The sequence below is a fragment of the Prosthecobacter sp. Pr1 genome (assembly GCF_057652315.1).
The window spans coordinates 459,884-477,881 of the sequence record NZ_JBYFBS010000003.1 but is presented as its reverse complement, the minus strand read 5'-3'; the positions used below and the strand labels follow the sequence as shown (position 1 = coordinate 477,881).

Sequence of the window (17,998 nt, the reverse complement as noted above, 5' to 3'; positions counted from 1 at the left end):
GTGCTCCATTTAACCCCGCATGCAACAGGCCTCTTTCCAATCAACAGCCTCAATGATATTGTTCATGGAGCTAGTCACCTCCCCGCCACACCCACGGGCTTCCGGATCTTCATCAGGATCGGAAAGCTCGTCTGCAATCCGGCGCTGTCGTGTTCGTTGCGGGCGGAGCTGAGGGCGGCGTGGATGAGTTTGTCCTGGTCTTTGACCCAGTTGGCGGCGCGGAAGAAGATGGGGCGCTCGTTTTCTTTTTCGCGGATCTGCACGCCGTTGAGGCCGATGTCATCGACGATGACGCCGTGAGGCAGGCCATGCACGTCAAGGCTGAGGATGCCATCGTTGCCCATGCGCACGGCGCGAATCCAGGCTTTCACGGTTTGACCGGGGGCGAGGGTGATTTCGAGGGGCTTGGTTTCGTCTTTGAGTTCGCGCATGACGGGCTTGCCGCCTGCATCGGGCTCCATGACGATGATGAACTTCGGTGCGGCACCGAGTGTGACTTTGCCCAAGGTGCCGGCGTCATGTGTGAGGGCTTTGGATTTCGCGGTGATCTTGAGTTTGCTCCAGTCGGAGTTTGCAGCGGCATCTGGCGCGGCGTGGAGGCTGCCGCTGATCAGATCGTGCCCGGCTTCGATCAGAAGCGGTGAGGAGGCATAATAACCGGCGGGCAGGCCGGTGACTTCGATCTGGATGGGATCATCGTGACCATCCGTGCGATCTGCGCGGAAGGAGAAACCGACGGAGGCACCGGGCATGACGGTGGGGTTCATGCCGGCGAGCTTTACGCTGAAGTCCGGCATCGGCTGGCGGATGGAAAGAGCATAGACATAGCGCTCACCACCCCAGGCGCGGGTGTCAGAGACTTTGATGATGTAACGACCATCCGCAGGTGCGGTGAAGGTAAGGCAGGAGTCGCTGCCGAGCTTGCGGTCACCGCTGTCGTCGTTGGTGTAGTTGAGAGTGAAGACAGGCAGGCCGTTCGGCACGATTTGGCTGCCGATGGGCTTGGGCTCGACGATGTAGCAGGGCTCGTCGAGCGAGTGTGAATTCGCCGTGGTGTCAAAGTAGGCGCGGCGTTTGCCACCCGTGGTGTAGAAGAAACAGCCGCCATCCGGGCCGCGCGGCATGCGGATGATCTTCATCACGTCGCCATTGAAATAGGCGAACTCGTTCAGCTCCATCTCCTCCCAGTTTTGCAAACGAATGTCGGGGTTGTTGGCATCGACACTGCGGAAGTTGTTGTAGCTGTCGCGCACGGCTTGGAGCAGGATGCGCTGCACGGGTTTGCCGTCGGCATGCAGGACTTCCAGTTTCGTATCGGCTGGCGAACCCGCCAGATCGGCCAGAGTCTCGATGATCCACTCCTGGCCTTTTTTTGCTTCGAAGGCGAAGCAATCGCTGTCTTGCGCCTGAGCAAGGCGCGCATTCACTGTGATGGGCGCGGTGACGTTTTGTGCCTTGGAGATGTCATCATTGCTTTCCACTTCTTCGATTTGCGCCAGAGCGGTCACACGCAGCGCGGGCATGGAGCGGAAGCGCAAGGCCTTGGCATCGAGCGGCACATTCATCTGGCCTTCCTTGTCGGGCTTCATCATCACGGTGGCTTTGTCAGCGAGGTGATGACCGATGAGGGTGACTTTTGTCGCTTTACCAATCTGGGCAAAGAGCGGCGACCAAGCGGTCACGTAAGGTACTGCGCCGAGGGTGAGGCGGTAGGCGTGATCAGCGCTGCCATCCATGGTGGTGTTGCTCACGAGCACGATGTAATCACCATCCGCAGGCGCTTTCCATGCGAGGAAGGGATCGCTGCCGCTGTCGAGACCGCGATTCACAGCGAGCACGGTGCGGTTATCATCAATGATTTCGATCGCCGGTGATTTCGCCATGCTGCCGATCTGTGCGACGGCGAGATCAAAGACGAGCTCTTCGCCTGCTTTGGCTTTGAAACGATAAGCGTCATGCTGGCCGATCTCGGTGAGTGTGCCCCAGAGGCTGGTGGGCAGTGAGAGGACGCTAACGGGTGCCGCTTTGAAATCAGCCGCCTGCGTGATGGTGGGGGCAAGATCATCGGCAGAGATTTTCATCCGTGCGGATTCTCCGGCTGTGCTCTTGAGCCAGACTTCGTATGCGCCGCGTGGCACTTCGGTGCTGGCGGTGATTTTGACGCGGGCCGTGGTGGGTTTGACCGAGGTTTTGATGAGCTGCACTTTCAGTCCGGGATGCGAAGCCATGACCTGCGTATCTTGAGTGAAGCCTTTGCCAGCAAAGGTCAGCAACAGTTCGCCACCAATGTGTGCGGCGCGTGGGGTGACGCGAGTGAGTTCGGGCTTTGCGACCATGGCAGGCTTCGTAGGCGCAGGGGCCATCACCGTCTTGCCGGTGGTGGATTCATAGACGCTGAGGCTGCCATCCACGCGACCGGCCACGAGTTGTGCTTTGTCGGTGAAGGCGAGTGCGGATGACCAGTCAGGCTGTTTCTCCAAAGGGATCTTTTCCGTGAGATCGGCGGTATTCCAAATCTTGAGCGACTTGTCGGTGGAGGTGGAGGCGAGCAACTGGCCGTCGATGGACAGCGCGAGATTCAGGATGCCACCTTCATGGGCAAACCGGCTGGTGATGATCTTGTTGGTGCCCTCCTTGGCATCGGCGCTGATCTGCCATTGGCGGATGCGGTTGTCACCGCCTGCGGCGAAGAGGTGCTTGCCATCGGCGCTGAAGACGACGCTGGTCTGCTCCTTCGTAGGCTGCGAGAGCGTGTCGAGACGCTGGCCACCCGGAATGCTCCAAAGCTTCACCGTGCGGTCGGCGCTGGCGCTCGCGAGCACTTTGCCATCCGGGCGGAATGAGAGGCCATTGACTGCGCCGTTGTGGCCTTTGAGCAGGGCGAGTTCCTTGCCCGTCACAACATCCCACAGGCGGATCTTTTGATCGTAGGCTCCTGTGGCGATCATCTTACCATCGGGCGAAACAGCGAGAGCATAAGCAGCATCGAGATGACCTTCGAATGACTGCAAGGGAGTGCCATCGCTGGTCTTCCAGCTCTTCACGATGCCCACAATGCCCGCCTCGCCACCAGCGGCATAGACTGTTGCGCCATCTGGTGAAAATGCGACCGCATTGGCCTTGCCCTTGAAGCCTGTGAGCTTTCGCACCACGGCCCGAGTGACAGGATTGAGCAGCTCGACCTCGCCGTATCGGCCCACTGCTATAAGCTGTACTTTCGGCGAAAATGCCACGGCTTGGATCGCGTGTTTCAGCGGCACCGTTGGCATGATTTGCGGGGTGATGACCTCCCTCGGCATCGGCTTCGCATCGGCGATCACCGGACCCTTGGCACCGGTATCGATCCAAGTTTTGATCAGGGCGATCTCCTCGGGTTTCAGTTTTTCGCGCTTGCCGGGTGGCATGAATTCATTCTTGCCACCGCGGCCCGAATGACCTTCGAGAAACTTGACCAGCATGCTGTCATTGGCTTTGCCCGCAACGATGGCCACGCCCTCCTTGCCGCCCTTCATCAAGTTCGCGAAGGTGTCCAGGCGGAACTCGCCATCTGCATCGGTGTCGTCATGGCAGTCGATGCAGTAGGTGTCCCAGAGCGGGACGATCTGCTTGGTGTAGTCCACGGTCTGGGCGTGGGCGGTGATAATGAAAGCCATCAGAAAAAGAGTCTGCCGAATCATGCTCATAGCGCGGTATCAATGGGGTGAGAGAGGGGTTGCAAAATAGCGGCCGGCCGGGATACTTCCGCCATGAGTGAGAGTGAACTCCGCAAACTCCAGGCACTTCCAGTTGGAGAGAAGCTGCTGCTGGTGGACGCACTATGGCAGTCCATCGGTGAATCCATGAATGAGCCACAAGTCAGTGAGCCTGAAAAGCGCGAACTCGATTCCCGCTGGGCCCGGTTTGAGCGTGATCCTTCCCGGGCTCTGACACTGGAGCAGTTTGACGCACTCGTTAAAGCCAGACATGGATGAAACAGATCCGCATTCTTCCAGAAGTCTGGGATGATATCGACGATGCTGCTGCCTGGCATGATCGAGTAGGTGGGCGTGATCTGAGCCGTCGTTTTGTGGCTGCTTTCAGATCGCAGCTGCCTGAAATCCTCCGTTTCACAGGAACCCATCGGCTGATTTACAAACAGTTCAGCCGAGTTTTCGCCAAACCATTCCCGTATGCGATCTACTTTCGCATTCAGGATGACTGGGTGGTGGTGACGTTGCTTTGGCATACAGCTAAAAATCCCGAGGATTTGAGGAGCACGCTCAGCGAGCGTGATCCAGGCAATCAGTGATTGAACAAAAACTCCTTCGAGCCCATCAGGCTCCAGAAGATGTCTTCCAGGGTGGTACGGCGGTCTTCGGGTTTGGCGGTGGCAAGCATCGCGGTGGTCTTGGTGATTTCGCGCTCAGTGGGGAGACGGGCGAGGGAGATGAGGTAGGCTTCTTCGACGATCTTCTCGTTGCTGAGCTTGCTGGCGAGCAGCGCATCGAGGCGGTTGTCTTTTTGGGCGAGCTTTTGGTTGAGGGTGTCGCCGTTGGAGATGTGCAGGGCCTGGGCCATGCTGGGTTCATTGGTGCGTTCGCATTCGCAGGTGTTGACGCGGTCGGCGCGACCAAAGCTCTTCAAGAAGTAGCTGGCGATGTTGCTGTCTGGCAGCTGCAGGGCGCGGAAGCCCATGGGATAGCTTTCGCTGGTGCCTTTGTTGGCGTTGCGTTTGTCGATCTTGAAGGTGGTGGGCGCAGCGGTGACCTGGGACACGGTGTCCAGCAGGACTTCGGCTTTGAGACGGCGTGGGACGTAGTGCGAGCCGTAGCGGAGATCGGTGATGTTTTCGGGCAGGGTGATGCTGCTGCGCTGATAGGTCTCGCTCTGCAGGATGGTGCGCATGAGGGCCTTTAGATCGAATTTCTGCTTCACTAGATGCTCACATGCGGCGGCAAAGAGCGGCTCGTTGCTGGCGGGATTGGTCACGCGCAGATCATCCACGGCTTCGACGAGGCCAGAGCCGAAGAAATTGGCCCACACGCGGTTCACGATGGCGCGCTGGAAGAGTTTGTTGTCGGCGCTGGTGAGCCATTTTGCGAGCGGCACGCGGCGGTCCTCGGTGGAAGTCATGGAGACAGCCGTCGTGACATCCAGCGGGTGCGGAGCCTGCGGCTTACCGGTGAGCGGCTGCACGAGTTCGCCATCGGCGGCGGAGAAAAGGACGCGTTCATCGGCCTGCGCGCCGTTTTTCGTGCGAACGCGGGAGAGCATGTTGGCAAAGGCGAAGTACTCGTTGTTCGTCCACTTCTCCATGGGATGGTTGTGGCACTTGGCGCAGGCGATGGAGGTACCGAGGAAAGCGACGCTGATGGTCTCGGCGCATTTGGTGGGCTCGTCGTTAAGGATGAAAAAATTGCCTGCGCCGTTTTCCAGCGTGCTGCCGGTGGCGGTGAGGAGATCGCGCACCATGACATCCCAAGGGGTGTTCGCAGCGACGTTGCGGCGGATCCAGTTGTAGTAGGCCCACATGGACTGCGGCATGAGCTTGTCGCCATTGACGAGCAGCAGATCGCTCCAGCGATGCGACCAGTAATCGACGAACTCAGGCCGCTGCAGCAGCGCTTCGATCAGGCGGTCGCGTTTGTCCGTGGCTTTGTCCGCGAGGAATGCGCGGGTTTCCTCCAGGGAGGGCAAAATGCCGATGGTATCGAGAAAGGCACGGCGCAGGAATTCGTGATCTTCCGCGCGGCCGGAAGGTGGGATATTCAAGGCGCGCAGTTTTGTCAGCACCTGCTCGTCGATGAAATTGCGCGGCTTCATCTGAGCAAACGCCGCCTGATCAACTGCAGCATCGCTCGGTACCACCAGAGTGGAGACGGCGAGGCGGCTGAGATACCAAGCGCTGATGACTGTTTCACCCCGACCGGTGGTTTTGACGACACCATGCTCGTCCACGGTGGCGACGCTGGCGTTGACGCCGTTGTATTTGGCCCAGCGCGTCACGTCCTCGCTATGGCCGTCGCTGAACTTCGCGGTGACTTTGAGCGGCAGCGTGACACCGGGTTTCGTCACCAGCTGCTTCGGCTCCACATCGAGGGCGACGATGAGCGGATCACTGGCCTTGGGCCCCGGCGCACCGGCGGCGATCCAGTCGGCGATGGCTTTGTATTCCGGTGAGTTTACCTCGAAGCGCTTGTCACCTTTGTGAGGCACCGCTTTGACAGCCTTGAGCAAAAACAGGCTGCGTGCCGGATCTTCCATGGTAAGGCGGCGACCGTTTGCGCTGCGCGTGACGGAGATCCAATCCCCTTCGTCATCGAACCCGCGCAAGGAAAGACGAAAGCCGCCCTGCCCTGCGGCGGCACCGTGACACGCGCCCATGGCGCAGCCGTAGCGCGTGAGGATGGGCTGGATGGTGTTGCGGAAGGACTGGGCTTCGGCGGCAGCAGCCGATGCGAGAGCCGCGAAGGCGATGAAGGAACGAAACGTCATGGATAACACGCGATGAGGGTTGGCAGGATGCGGACGTTCGTTCTACGCAAACAGCTCTTTGATGGCCTGCGTGCCGAAATCGACGACGGGATAGGGCCTGCCTTGTGGTCCGGGAAGCTCGGTGGTGAGATCGATGCCGAGGGCCTGGTAGATGGTCGCGACGATTTCTTTCGGGGCGACGGGGCGCTCGGTGGGGTAGCCGCCGATGTCATCGGATTTGCCGATGACTTCGCCGCCTTTGATGCCGCCGCCGGCAAAATTGACGGTCCAGCAGTTCGGCCAGTGGTCGCGGCCACCGGCGGGATTGATCTTGGGCGTGCGGCCGAATTCGGCGAGGCAGGTGACCATGGTGTCGTCGAGCATGCCGCGCTGGAACAGATCTTCGATAAGGGCGCTGTAGCCCTGGTCATACATGGGGGCGACGATGTCGCGCATGCCTTCGATGCTGGTGAAGGGCTTGGAGCCGTGGATGTCCCAGGTGATCTCGCCAAAGACGGTGATGAAGGTGTTCACGGTGACGAAGCGAACGCCGCGCTCGACGAGGCGGCGGGCCAGCAGGCAGCTCTGGCCGAAGCGGTTCATGCCGTAACGCTCGCGGACTTTGAGCGGCTCCTTGGTAAGGTCGAAGGCCTCGCGGGCCTGCGTGCTGGTCATGATGCGGTAGGCGGATTCGAAATTGGAATCCATGAGTTTGGCCTGCTCGCTGTATTCAAAATTGCGCACGCTGCTGTCCACCAGCTCACGCAGTTCGCGGCGGCGTTCGAGGCGCACCTCGCCGATTTCCTTCGGTGGCAGGAGATCGGGCACTTTGAAATCTTTGACCGCAGGGTCAGCGTTCAGCACGAAGGGATCGTAGGCTTTGCCGAGGAATCCGGCGTCCTGGCCGTGCGGCATGTTGCCACCGGTAGGCCCCATGGATTCCGGCAGAATGACATGCGCGGGCAGATCGCTGCGGCGGCCTTGCAGGAACTCGAGGGCGCTGCCGACGTGCGGAGTATTGACCCCGCCTGTGAAAAGCCGGCCCGTCTGCATCATCTGGTGCCCGGTGTCATGCACTGCGGCCGCGGTGTGGTAGCAGGAGCGGACGAGGCTGAACTTGTCCGCGATCTTGGCGTGCAGAGGCAGGATCTCGGAAATTTCGAAGGCGTTGCTCTTGGTGCGGATGGGTTTGAACGGGCCGCGAATCTCGCTTGGCGCATCGGGCTTCATGTCCCAGAGATCCTGCTGGCTCGGGGCACCGAGATTGAAGATCATGATGCAGGCCTTGTTGCTCTTTTTGGAGTCCACCTTGCCCTCGGCCTTCAATTTGGCGAAACCGGGCATGGTCAGCCCGATGGCGCCGAGGGCGCCTGCCTGCAGGAAATCTCGACGCGAAATGCCGTCGCAATTGGTGATGGAGCCTTGGCCGGAGAACTTGAACATGGTGCGCGTGGGGGGTGAACTGCTTACTAATACGCAGTCCGAGGCTGAAACTGAATGGATGATGCCGCTTTCGAAGATGGGCCTTTCCGGCCCCCTAGCCACGTTCGGAAGAAACATTCGAGCAAAGAAAGGGTTGTTCTTTCATGCGGCACTCGTGCTAGTCTTCCCCCCTCCCATTCTCATGAAAGCACTCTTCATCCTCCTTTCGTTGCTTCTGACGATTCCTCTGCAAGCGCAAACCACCACTCCCAGCGGCCAGACACCTCAGCAGGACACCACGACGCAGGATGGTCTGTGGCAGGGGAAGTTCAAGGGGGGCAACTACATCGTGCGTGCCAATCAAATCATCGCCCTTTCCAAACACGAGTACATCTCCGACGGCGTGGCCCGCGTGGTGGAGATCAACCTGACGCTCAACTCCGCCCAAATCGTGCGCTTTTACTTTCTGGAGCCTTACAAGCCGGATACCGGCAGCAGCACCCTGGGTGCCGGGACTCAAGCCTTGGAAAAGGCGAAGGGACTATTTGAGCAGGCGGCCGGCCGCGTCTCACCCGATCTGGTCACCCCGAAAGTGGTGAAGAACTACCCAGTGTCCACCCACGCTCATACTGTCGAGTTTGTACTCAAGGATGAAGCCCGATTGAATACGCTCTATGGCAGTCTGGAACGCTCCTTCCGAACAGGCCAGGGGCGCTCTTGGACAGAGTAAGGCAGAAAACTGGGCTGCGGGCTGCACGCCAACAGCGCTTCAGACGTTGAAGCGCCATTCGACGACGTCGCCGTCGCGCATGACGTATTCTTTGCCTTCGATGCGCCACTTGCCCTTTTCCTTTGCCTTCGCATTGGAGCCGAGTTCGACGAGGTCGTTGAAATGGACGATCTCGCCGGCGATGAAGCCGCGTTCGAAGTCGCCATGGATGACGCCGGCGGCCTGGGGAGCCTTCATGCCTTTGACGATGGTCCAGGCGCGAGTTTCCTTCTCGCCGGTGGTCAGGTAGGTCTGCAGGCCAAGGAGGTCATAGACGCCTTTGATCAGGCGAGAGACGCCGCTGTCCGTCACGCCGATGTCGGAGAGGTAGGCTTTGGCTTCTTCGTCGCTGAGGTCGATCAACTCGCTTTCGATGGCAGCGCTGACGACGACGGCGCTGGCCTCGTGAGCATGCTTTACGTATTCACGCACCTTGCCAACGAAGGGATGGTTGTCAGGATCGTTTGAAGCGGTCGCGAGATCGTTCTCGGCGACGTTGCAGGCGAAGATGCATGGCTTGGAGCTGAGCAGAAAGAAGGATTTCACCAGCTTGCGCTCCTCCTCGGTCATTTCGAGCGTCACGGCGGGTTTGCCGGCGTCGAAATGCGGGATCAGCCTTTCGCAGATGGCGAGTTCGGCTTTCGCGTCTTTTTCGCCTCTTTTCGCATTCTTTTCGGCCTTGTCCTTGCGACGCTGGATGGCGTCCATGTCGGCGAGGATGAGTTCGGTATTGATGACTTCAATGTCACGCACGGGGTCAATCGTGCCGCTGACGTGGGTGATGTCGCCATTTTCAAAGCAGCGCACCACATGGACGATGGCGTCCACTTCGCGGATGTGGCTGAGGAATTTGTTGCCCAGGCCTTCGCCCTGGCTCGCGCCTTTGACGAGACCGGCAATGTCCACGAACTCAATGGCGGCAGGCACCAGTTTCGAGGACCCGGAGATCTTCGAGAGCACGGCGAGGCGCTCATCCGGCACGGTGACGACGCCGGTGTTCGGCTCGATGGTGCAGAATGGATAGTTGGCTGCCTCCGCCTTGCGGGTGCGGGTGACAGCGTTAAAAAGGGTGGATTTGCCAACGTTAGGAAGGCCTACAATACCGGCTCTGAGCATAAGGGCGGCGAGATTAGCGGTATGCGGGTAGGAGCGCAAGCTCGCGCTGCAAACCCAGTAGAACTAATCGGGGCGGGGACGCGCCTGCGGTGCTGGAGGTATTTTGAATCTGCAGGTTACCGGCGCTGATGTTTGTGATAGCTCCTGCGTTGCTGCTGGCTGCAGGAGAGTTGAGCCGCCTGCCCCTGGCCGGAACGCGTGCCGAGGCGCATCGCCTCACGGATCGTCTGCTCCACAGCGGGGGCCATCTGCTGGGCCCATGCGGAAGAGCCAAAAACAACCAGACACAGACCAAAAACGAAATTTCGGTAAAATCTAAGTTTGTGCGTCAATACTGATGGGGATCCTCCTGAAGTTTTTGGCGAACAACGCACCATGCTTGCTCTTTCCGCCACATCGACGAGTGTCCGCGCCCTTTTTGTGGTCCCACCATGTCTTTTGAGCTTCTTGCCACCGATCCTTCGTCCCACGCCCGCCGCGGGCGGCTGACGACGCCCCATGGCGTGGTGGAGACGCCGGTGTTCATGCCTGTGGGGACTCAGGGCACGGTAAAGGCCATGCACCCGGAAGAGCTGAAGGCGCTGAACTCGCAGATCATCCTGGGGAACACCTACCACCTCTTTGTACGCCCCGGCATGGAGATCATGCAGGCGGCCGGCGGGCTGCATAAGTTCGCGAACTGGGACCGGCCGATTTTGACGGACAGCGGCGGATTCCAAGTGTTCTCGCTGGCGAAGCTGCGGAAAATCAAAGAGGAGGGCTGCCACTTCCAAAACCACCTCGACGGCACGCCGATGTTCATCGGCCCGGAGACCTCGATGGAGATTCAGGCGACGCTGGGCTCGGACGTGGCGATGTTGTTTGATGAATGCACGCCGTATCCCTGTGAGGCCAAGGAGGCTGAAAAAAGCCTCGATCTGACCCTGCGCTGGGCCAAACGCTGCCGGACCTGGATTGATGAACACCGGCCGCAGACTGGTGGAGGGGCACAGCAGCACTTCGGGATCGTGCAGGGGAGTGTCTACAAAGAACTGCGCGAAAAATCTGCCCGGGAGCTGGTGGCGATGGGTTTTGACGGCTACGCCATAGGCGGACTGAGCGTGGGCGAGCCGGAGGAGGACATGATGCGCATCGCCGAGTGGGTGACGCCGCATCTTCCCGCGAATCAGGCCCGCTATGCGATGGGCCTGGGCACGCCGCCGCAGGTGATCGAGCTGATCGCACGCGGGATCGACATGTTTGACTGTGTGCTGCCTACGCGGCTGGCGCGAAATGGCGCCGCCTTCACCCATGAGGGGCTGATGAACCTTCGGAATGCCTGCTACGCCAAGGACTTCCGCCCCATTTCCGAAGACACTCATCCGCTGTGCCAGGGCTTTTCAAGGGCGTACATCCGCCATTTGGTGCAGGCACAGGAGATTCTGGGTTTGCGGTTGATTTCTCTGCATAACCTGCATTTCTACGCGTCCCTCACGTCCAGGGCACGTCAAGCGATCGATCAGGGTTGTTTCGCCGAGTTCCGGGCTGAGGTCGTCGCGAAATATAAGTCCACCACCGCAGCTCCCGAATCATGATCTCCATCCCTCTCGAAAACACCCTTCTTCTGGCCCAGGCCGCACCTGCTGGGGCCCAAGGCGGCCTCCTTGGCAGCCCGATGATGCTGCCGATCCTCATGATCGTGGTGATGTATTTCGTCATCTTCCGTCCGCAGCAGAAGCGCATGAAGGAGCACCAGAAGCTGATCGCCAGCGTGGGCGTGAGCGACCACGTCATCATGGAAAGCGGCGTGCACGGCATTATCACCAGCGTGAAAGACCGCACTGTGATGGTCAAGATCGCCGACAATGTCAAAGTCGAGTTTGAGCGCGTCAAGATCGCCGCCGTGACGAAAAAGTCCGACGTCGTTGAAGCGACCGAAGCGTAAGCGGCCCTTTTGATTTTCCCAACCCACCTGCCAACCTGTCCATGAATCCCTTCGCCACCTTTTTTGTCGGTGCTTCCCTGTTAATGATGCTGCTCGTCTATGTCGGCACCGCCGTGCATACGACCAAGCGGCGCGTGGGCACGCTCCTCATCATCCTCACCGCCTTCTCGGCCATCTATACGATCGAGGCGATGAAACTCCAGCTGGGCATCGACCTTCAGGGCGGCAGCGAGTTCATCGTTCAGCTTGCTCCAGGCAAGAATGATGACGGCAGCCCCAAGGCAGTGACCAGCAGCGATGTGCAGCAGGCGATCGCGATTCTTGAAAAACGTCTGAATGCTGACGCCTCGAAGGATCTCACCATGCAGCCTGAAGGAGCTGACCGGATCGTGATTCAGATGCCCGGCATCACCGAAGTGGAGATCAAGGAAGTGCGCGAAAAGATTCAGACCGTGGCGCACCTCGAGTTCCGCCGGGTTCACCCAGACAGCCAGGCCAAGCTGGAACAGATCAAGGCGCGCGGCGGCATCAAGGAGCCGGGCTGGATCGAAATGTTCTACAGCACTCCTATCACGGGTAAAGATGGCACGGTGATCAACCGGTCTGAACTTGTCCGCGATTCGGCTGATATCGAAGGAAAATATGTTTCCAAGGCCTTCCGCACCGTCGATGCCGAAGGCAACAAGGTGTCACTCCAGTTCGACAGTGCTGGAGCCAAGATGTTTGATGAACTGGCGGCAGTGCATTATCAGAAAGAAATGGCCATCATCGTGGACGGCCAAATCCACTCCGCACCCCGGCTGCAAGCCAAACAGTTTGGTGGCAGGGCGGAAATCTCTGGTGGCGGCGGCAAGGGCTTTTCCCAACAGGAGGCTGACACGTTGGCCACGCTGCTGAGCAACCCGCTGCAGAACCCGATGAAGATCCTGTCTGAGAGCTCGGTGTCCTCTGCTTACGGCCAGTCTTCCATTGATCAGGGCAAGTGGATCGGCGTCGCCGCTCTGATCATCACCACCTGCTTCATGATGTTCATCTACCGTCTCGCCGGTCTCGTGGCGATTGTCGGTCTGGTCATCAACATCGCGATCCTGTTCGGCGCGATGGCGTTGTTTGGCTTTACGCTCACCATGCCTGGTATTGCCGGTGTCGTGCTGACGATCGGCATGGCGGTGGATGCTAACGTGCTGATCTATGAACGACTTCGTGAGGAAATGGAGGCGGGCAAGACTTTCGCCGCCGCGCTGGAAGCCGCCTATGACAAGGCTTTTTCCGCCATTGCCGACTCCAACATCACCACGCTCATCTCAGCACTGATTTTGTTCCTCATTTCCGGCGGTCTGGTCAAAGGCTTCGCTGTCACGCTGATGATCGGTCTGATCTCCTCGATGATCGGCGCGCTGATCGTCACCCGCGTGATCTTCATGTGGGTGGTGGACAAGAACATCCTGAAGAAGATTCACACGACCAAAATCATCCCGGACAAGGTTTTCGACATCCTGTCCTCGGCTCCCAAATTCATCATTGCCTCACTCGTCGTCACCGCGATCTCGTTTGGCACTCTCGCTTACAAGGGTGGCGCAAGCTTCGGCATTGACTTCCGCGGTGGCAGCCGTGTCGACGTGACGCTGGCCAAGGGCAAGGACATCCCCGACACCGATTTCGACGCCCTTTTCAAAGGACTCAAGCAGGACGACGGCAAACCCCTCGGCAGCTACTATATCCAGCGCAAGAGCGCAGGCGGCACAGAAAACCTGAGCATCCGCTGCGAAGAGAACAGCGGAGCGGTGATCCAGCATGCGATCACCGGCAAATGGAACAAAGACACCGTCGCCGGCACCAGCATCGCAACGGTGGGCTCCGTGATCGGCTCCGAACTCGCCAAGCAATCCATGTGGGCCATGTTCGCTGCTCTGATCGCGATTTTCCTGTATCTGCTCATGCGGTACGAGTTTGCCTTCGCCGTCGGCGCCATCGTCGCTCTCTTCCATGACGTGCTCATGGTGCCCGGTCTGTGTGTACTGTTTGGCCAAGAGCTCAGCATCATCCACGTGGGCGCGCTGCTCACCATCGCCGGTTACTCCATCAATGACACCATCGTGGTGTTTGACCGCATCCGAGAAACCATTCAGAAGGGCACCGGCGGCAGCATGCGCGACATGATGAACGAGGCCATCTGCAAGACCCTCTCCCGTACGCTCCTCACCGGCCCAACCGCCCTGGCGCCGATGATCGTGCTGCTCTTCCTCGGCAATCCTGCCATGCTTGAGTTCGCCATGCCGATCACCATCGGCGTGCTGCTCGGCACCTACTCCTCCATCTTCATCGCCTCCCCGCTGGTGCTGTGGTATGCGAAGAAAACCGGCACCAGCCTCAAGCACCAAGTGCTGGATGCACAGATCGAGCAGCTCAAAGCCCAGCAGGCCATCGCCGCTGCGACCGTGGCTGCCGGCAAGAAGTAATCGGAATTCGAAAGGTTTTCGTTTCGGTTCCCATCATCAATCTCCATGGCAAGGCAGGCGTTTTGCGCCTGCCTTGCTGAAGGAGGTGAATCGAGACCAGCAGGTTTTCATTGGTCCGGAATAAGAAATCAGGGAGCAAACGCTGCCTGAAGGCTGGGGAGAAATGTACTCCCATTCAATGCTCGCCTGCGTCCGGCATGGCCTTATTCTTGGACTCAAGCCATTGTTCAAGATGACGCTCTTCTCGGTGCTTGAAGTGGCGGCATCATGATCCCTTCAGGCTGGCCCTTGTTTATTCATGCCAAAGGGGGATCAGGATGATCCCCTCCTCCTTGCGAGCCATGCTCTGGCATCCACTCGAGTAAGTTTTTCGATGGACAGTTAAGCACAAAAAAGAGGGCGGCATTCCTGCCGCCCCCTCTTGTTTGTTGAGCTTGTCGTTCGCTTAGTTGTTCGCTGACGGCGCTGGGTTGGCCGGTTCCGCAGGTTTCACTTCGAGCGGTGGTGGAGCGGGGGTGCCGGGAGGGGCTCCAAGCGGAGGAGTTGTGCCAGGAGGCGTCGTTTCCGCAGGTGGTGTCACTCCACCCTTGGGACCGTTGGGATCATCAGGAGCCAGCGTCGTGACGGCCGTAGCTGCGGCGGCGGCTTCAGCGGCTTTCTTCTTCGAAGCTGCGAGCTTTGCGGCATTTGCCTTCGCCTTTTCAGCGGATTGTTTGAGATAGGTCTGATAGTCAGGTCCGTTGCCCGTGATCGTCACTGGTGTGCCGACTGCGGTGTGTTCGAACAGAATCGGTGCCATCTTGGAAGGAAGGCGGATGCAACCATGCGAGGCCCGGCGTCCGGGCTTTGGAATCGGCCCGATGTGCATGCCGACACCGTCGCCGGTGAGGCGCATGAAGTAGGTCATCTTGGCGGCTTCAAAGTGGCCACCCTCCGGTAGCAAATCCCGGCCCTGCTTGAAGTCCGAGTTCACCACCTTGCCGTTCTTGTCGAAGCCCTTGCCGTAGAGATTCGAGACCTTGTCCTTAATTTTCTCCAAGATCTTGAACTCGCCGGTGGGTGTTGGGAAGCTGGGGATACCGCTGGCACAATAAGTCCAGCCAACAACGTCCCTGCCGTTGTACAGGGTCACACGTTGCACATCCACATTCATGACCATGCTAGTGATGGGCTTGCTGCCACCGGTCCATTCACCCGGATACTTCCATTCGGCTTTCACCGGTTCCGGTGGGGGGGCGGGCTTTTTACGGGAAGACTGGCAGGAAGCAGCCAGCAGCAGCATGCCAAGCACCCATGTGGCGCGCAGCGGAGGAAGGGAGTTTTTCAATTTCACGATGTTTCACCCTAAGGGAACTGCTTCCCGCGCTCAAGTACCAGCGGAAACAATATTTTCAGGAAAGATCGAACAATTCTGCAGGACGTGAAATGAGCAGGTCCGCGCCGCACTCGATCAACTCCACCTCGCTGCGAAAGCCCCAGCGAACTCCCACGGCGCGCATGCCGCTGTTCTTCGCAAACTGCATGTCGATGCCCGAATCTCCGACATAGGCCATTTCAGTGGTCTGCAAGCCAAGGAAGGACGCCATCTCATGTGCGCCGGCGGCATCCGGCTTGCGCGGGACTTCGGCGCGCTGCCCCAAGATGTGGTCAAACACTCCCGTGCCAAAGAAATGCTCGGTCATTGGCACGGTGAAGCGATGCGCCTTGTTTGAAATCACGCCCAGTTTCAGGCCACGGCGCTGCAATTCCGCGAGCATCTCCACGATGCCTTCATAGGGCCGGGTCTGGGCCTGCCAGAGCAGATCGTACTGCGCCCGATATTCCTCGACGCAGACTTTGATCAGCTCTTCGCTGCGCACCGCCTGGGGCAATGCGCGCTCGACGAGCTTTTCCATGCCGTCCCCCACCATCTGCTTGAACACTTCTTTTTCGCAGCGCGGATACCCTCGGGCATCCAGCATCCGGTTGATCGATTCGGCAATGTCTGCGAGCGAGTCAATCAAGGTGCCGTCGAGGTCGAAAATGAAGGCTTTGAGGGTGGGCATGAATCCTTCATGCCGCGAAATGTCGCTGCGATCAACTTGCCAGAGCGCCCAATGCAGCGAAAAACTCTAATGCTCACTGATTACCACACGCACACGCCGCTTTGCCTGCATGCCGAGGGAAATCCCGTCGATTACGCGCGGCATGCGCAGAGCATCGGCCTTGGGGAGATCGGCCTGTCTGACCACAACCCGATGCCGGAGAAGTATGACGACTGGCGCATGCTGCGCTCCGACCTGCCGCGCTACTTTGAGCTGGTGGAAGAGGCGCGTGCGGCGCTGCCGGGGTACCCGATCCGGCTCGCGCTGGAATGCGACCACATCGAAGGGTATCAGAAGTGGATCGATGAGACGGCGGGCATCGCCGACTGGGACTACCTCATCGGCAGTGTGCATTACATCCATGACGGCATCGCCGTGGATGATCCGAAGCATGTCTCACGGTGGAAGACGGCGTCTGACATCGAGCACATGTGGGGCATGTACTGGAAGCTCTATGAGCAGATGATCCGCACCAAGCAGTTCGATTTCCATGCGCACCCCGACCTGGCCAAACGCTTCGGACTGCGGCCTGAGGGTGATCTGCGGCCCTATTACGAGCCGGTGATCCAGGCGCTCGTGGACACCAGCGGCATCCTCGAAGTCAGCACCGCCGGCCTGCGCAAGGACGTGCGCGAGATCTATCCTGCGCGTGAGATGCTGGAGATGGCCTTCGCGGCGAAGGTGCCCATCGTGATCAATTCAGACGCGCATCTGCCCACGGATGTCGGTGTGGATTTCAACAAGGCGCTCGATCTGGTGCGGAGCGTGGGGTACACGGCGACCGTTCGGTTTGAGAAACGTCAGAGAAAGGTGGTCCCCCTGCCGGAGGCATGGGCGCCATGATCTGGCAGGCACGACTGCACCGCATTGAATTTCCCCGCCGTCCGCTGGTGATGGGGATCGTGAACATCAATGACGACTCCTTCTGCGGCGACGGCACGCTGGATCCCGGCCAGGCGCTGGCGCAGGCAAAGCAGCAGCTTCAGGATGGTGCGGACATCATCGACATCGGTGCGGAGAGCGCACGGACCAACCGCGAAGCGATCAGCGTGTCCGAGGAGATCGACCGGCTGCTGCCTTTCCTCGAAAAGTGGCCGGAGCTCAGCTCGCGCTTTCATGCGCCGCTGCTTTCCATCAACACCTGGCGCAGCGACGTCATCGCCGAAGTGCTGCCGCATGGGGGCGACCTCATCAATGACATCAGCGGACTGCCGGATGCGTTCAACGCCAAGCTCTGTGCGGAGCACAACGCCGGGCTGCTCATCATGCACAGCGTCGGTCAGCCGAAGGTGCCGCACACGCATGTGAAGTATGACAGCATCATGGACACGCTGGACCACTTCTTTGAGCAGCGTCTGGTGCTGGCGGAGAGCGTGGGGCTGCCGCGTGAAAACATCGTGCTTGATCCCGGGATCGACTTTGCCAAACAGAAGGACGACAATCTCGTGATCTATCGAGAACTGAAGCGACTCCACCGCTTCGAGCGGCCCATTCTGCTGCCGGTGTCACGCAAGACGGTCATCGGCGAAGTGCTCGGCATTCCCGCTTTGGAACGCGATGCGGGCACTCAGGCCTGCATCGCCGCAGGCATGCAGCGTGGCGCGCAGATTTTTCGGGTTCATCACGTCAAAGCCGCGGTGCAGACGGTGAAGATGCTGTGGGCGGTTGAAGGGAGCCGCTGAGTGGAAGGTTGGGAGGTTTGGCGTGCTGGAAGGCGCCGAGCTACACGGCGTCTCCACACGCTCATGGACGGGCGGGCTTTCGCCACACC

The 17,998-nt window shown here is 59.3% G+C and carries 14 protein-coding genes; 8 read left to right on the top strand and 6 right to left on the bottom strand.

Annotation, left to right across the window (positions count from 1 at the left end; translation table 11 throughout):
• Window positions 1-74: 74 nt before the first annotated feature.
• Window positions 75-3,653 (bottom strand): c-type cytochrome domain-containing protein, encoded by a 3,579-nt coding sequence (locus AC24GY_RS07285; protein ID WP_422317491.1) that lies wholly within the window; start codon window positions 3,651-3,653, stop codon window positions 75-77.
• A gap of 93 nt (window positions 3,654-3,746) precedes the next feature.
• On the opposite strand from AC24GY_RS07285, the gene AC24GY_RS07280 reads away from it, so the two are divergent.
• Complete coding sequence (locus AC24GY_RS07280) at window positions 3,747-3,971, top strand: addiction module protein (RefSeq protein ID WP_422317493.1); 225 nt, start codon at window positions 3,747-3,749, stop codon at window positions 3,969-3,971.
• Window positions 3,968-4,288, top strand: a complete 321-nt coding sequence (locus tag AC24GY_RS07275) for a type II toxin-antitoxin system RelE/ParE family toxin (protein ID WP_422317495.1) — start codon at window positions 3,968-3,970, stop codon at window positions 4,286-4,288. Before AC24GY_RS07280 ends, AC24GY_RS07275 begins: the two co-directional genes overlap by 4 nt.
• Here AC24GY_RS07275 and AC24GY_RS07270 read toward each other — a convergent pair.
• Window positions 4,282-6,474 (bottom strand): DUF1549 domain-containing protein, encoded by a 2,193-nt coding sequence (locus tag AC24GY_RS07270; protein ID WP_487681581.1) that lies wholly within the window; start codon window positions 6,472-6,474, stop codon window positions 4,282-4,284. The two genes, AC24GY_RS07275 and AC24GY_RS07270, sit on opposite strands and share 7 nt — an antisense overlap.
• A gap of 42 nt (window positions 6,475-6,516) precedes the next feature.
• Window positions 6,517-7,896 carry a DUF1501 domain-containing protein gene (locus tag AC24GY_RS07265; protein WP_397381966.1) on the bottom strand — a complete coding sequence of 460 codons (1,380 nt, stop codon included), beginning with the start codon at window positions 7,894-7,896 and terminating at the stop codon, window positions 6,517-6,519.
• Window positions 7,897-8,077: 181 nt separating this feature from the next.
• Here AC24GY_RS07265 and AC24GY_RS07260 point away from each other — a divergent pair, with 181 nt between their 5' ends.
• Window positions 8,078-8,605, top strand: coding sequence for a hypothetical protein (locus tag AC24GY_RS07260; protein WP_422317501.1), 528 nt, complete (start codon window positions 8,078-8,080; stop codon window positions 8,603-8,605).
• Window positions 8,606-8,644: 39 nt separating this feature from the next.
• Here the strand turns inward: AC24GY_RS07260 and ychF are convergent, their stop codons facing one another.
• Window positions 8,645-9,760, bottom strand: a complete 1,116-nt coding sequence (gene ychF, locus AC24GY_RS07255; RefSeq protein ID WP_487681578.1) for a redox-regulated ATPase YchF — start codon at window positions 9,758-9,760, stop codon at window positions 8,645-8,647.
• A gap of 431 nt (window positions 9,761-10,191) precedes the next feature.
• Between ychF and tgt the strand changes: the two genes are divergently transcribed.
• The 3 genes from tgt to secD are packed head-to-tail and all read left to right on the top strand — an operon-like array spanning window position 10,192 to window position 14,143.
• Window positions 10,192-11,334: a tRNA guanosine(34) transglycosylase Tgt gene (gene tgt, locus AC24GY_RS07250; RefSeq protein ID WP_422317505.1), complete on the top strand. Its 1,143-nt coding sequence runs from the start codon at window positions 10,192-10,194 to the stop codon at window positions 11,332-11,334.
• Window positions 11,331-11,684: a preprotein translocase subunit YajC gene (yajC, locus tag AC24GY_RS07245; protein WP_422317507.1), complete on the top strand. Its 354-nt coding sequence runs from the start codon at window positions 11,331-11,333 to the stop codon at window positions 11,682-11,684. The genes tgt and yajC overlap by 4 nt, the downstream gene beginning before the upstream one ends.
• A 41-nt stretch (window positions 11,685-11,725) precedes the next feature.
• Entirely contained in the window at window positions 11,726-14,143 is a 2,418-nt protein-coding gene (gene secD, locus AC24GY_RS07240; protein WP_487681576.1) for a protein translocase subunit SecD, read from the top strand.
• A gap of 445 nt (window positions 14,144-14,588) precedes the next feature.
• On the opposite strand, the gene AC24GY_RS07235 is transcribed toward secD, so the two are convergent.
• Complete coding sequence (locus tag AC24GY_RS07235) at window positions 14,589-15,476, bottom strand: L,D-transpeptidase family protein (protein WP_487681574.1); 888 nt, start codon at window positions 15,474-15,476, stop codon at window positions 14,589-14,591.
• A gap of 58 nt (window positions 15,477-15,534) precedes the next feature.
• Entirely contained in the window at window positions 15,535-16,188 is a 654-nt protein-coding gene (locus tag AC24GY_RS07230) for an HAD family hydrolase (protein ID WP_487681572.1), read from the bottom strand.
• A gap of 69 nt (window positions 16,189-16,257) precedes the next feature.
• On the opposite strand from AC24GY_RS07230, the gene AC24GY_RS07225 reads away from it, so the two are divergent.
• Both AC24GY_RS07225 and folP read left to right on the top strand, forming a co-directional pair.
• On the top strand, window positions 16,258-17,070 hold the full coding sequence (locus AC24GY_RS07225) for a histidinol-phosphatase HisJ family protein (protein WP_487681570.1): 813 nt from the start codon (window positions 16,258-16,260) through the stop codon (window positions 17,068-17,070).
• Entirely contained in the window at window positions 17,058-17,909 is an 852-nt protein-coding gene (gene folP / locus AC24GY_RS07220; protein ID WP_487681568.1) for a dihydropteroate synthase, read from the top strand. Before AC24GY_RS07225 ends, folP begins: the two co-directional genes overlap by 13 nt.
• The last annotated feature ends 89 nt before the right edge of the window (window positions 17,910-17,998 follow it).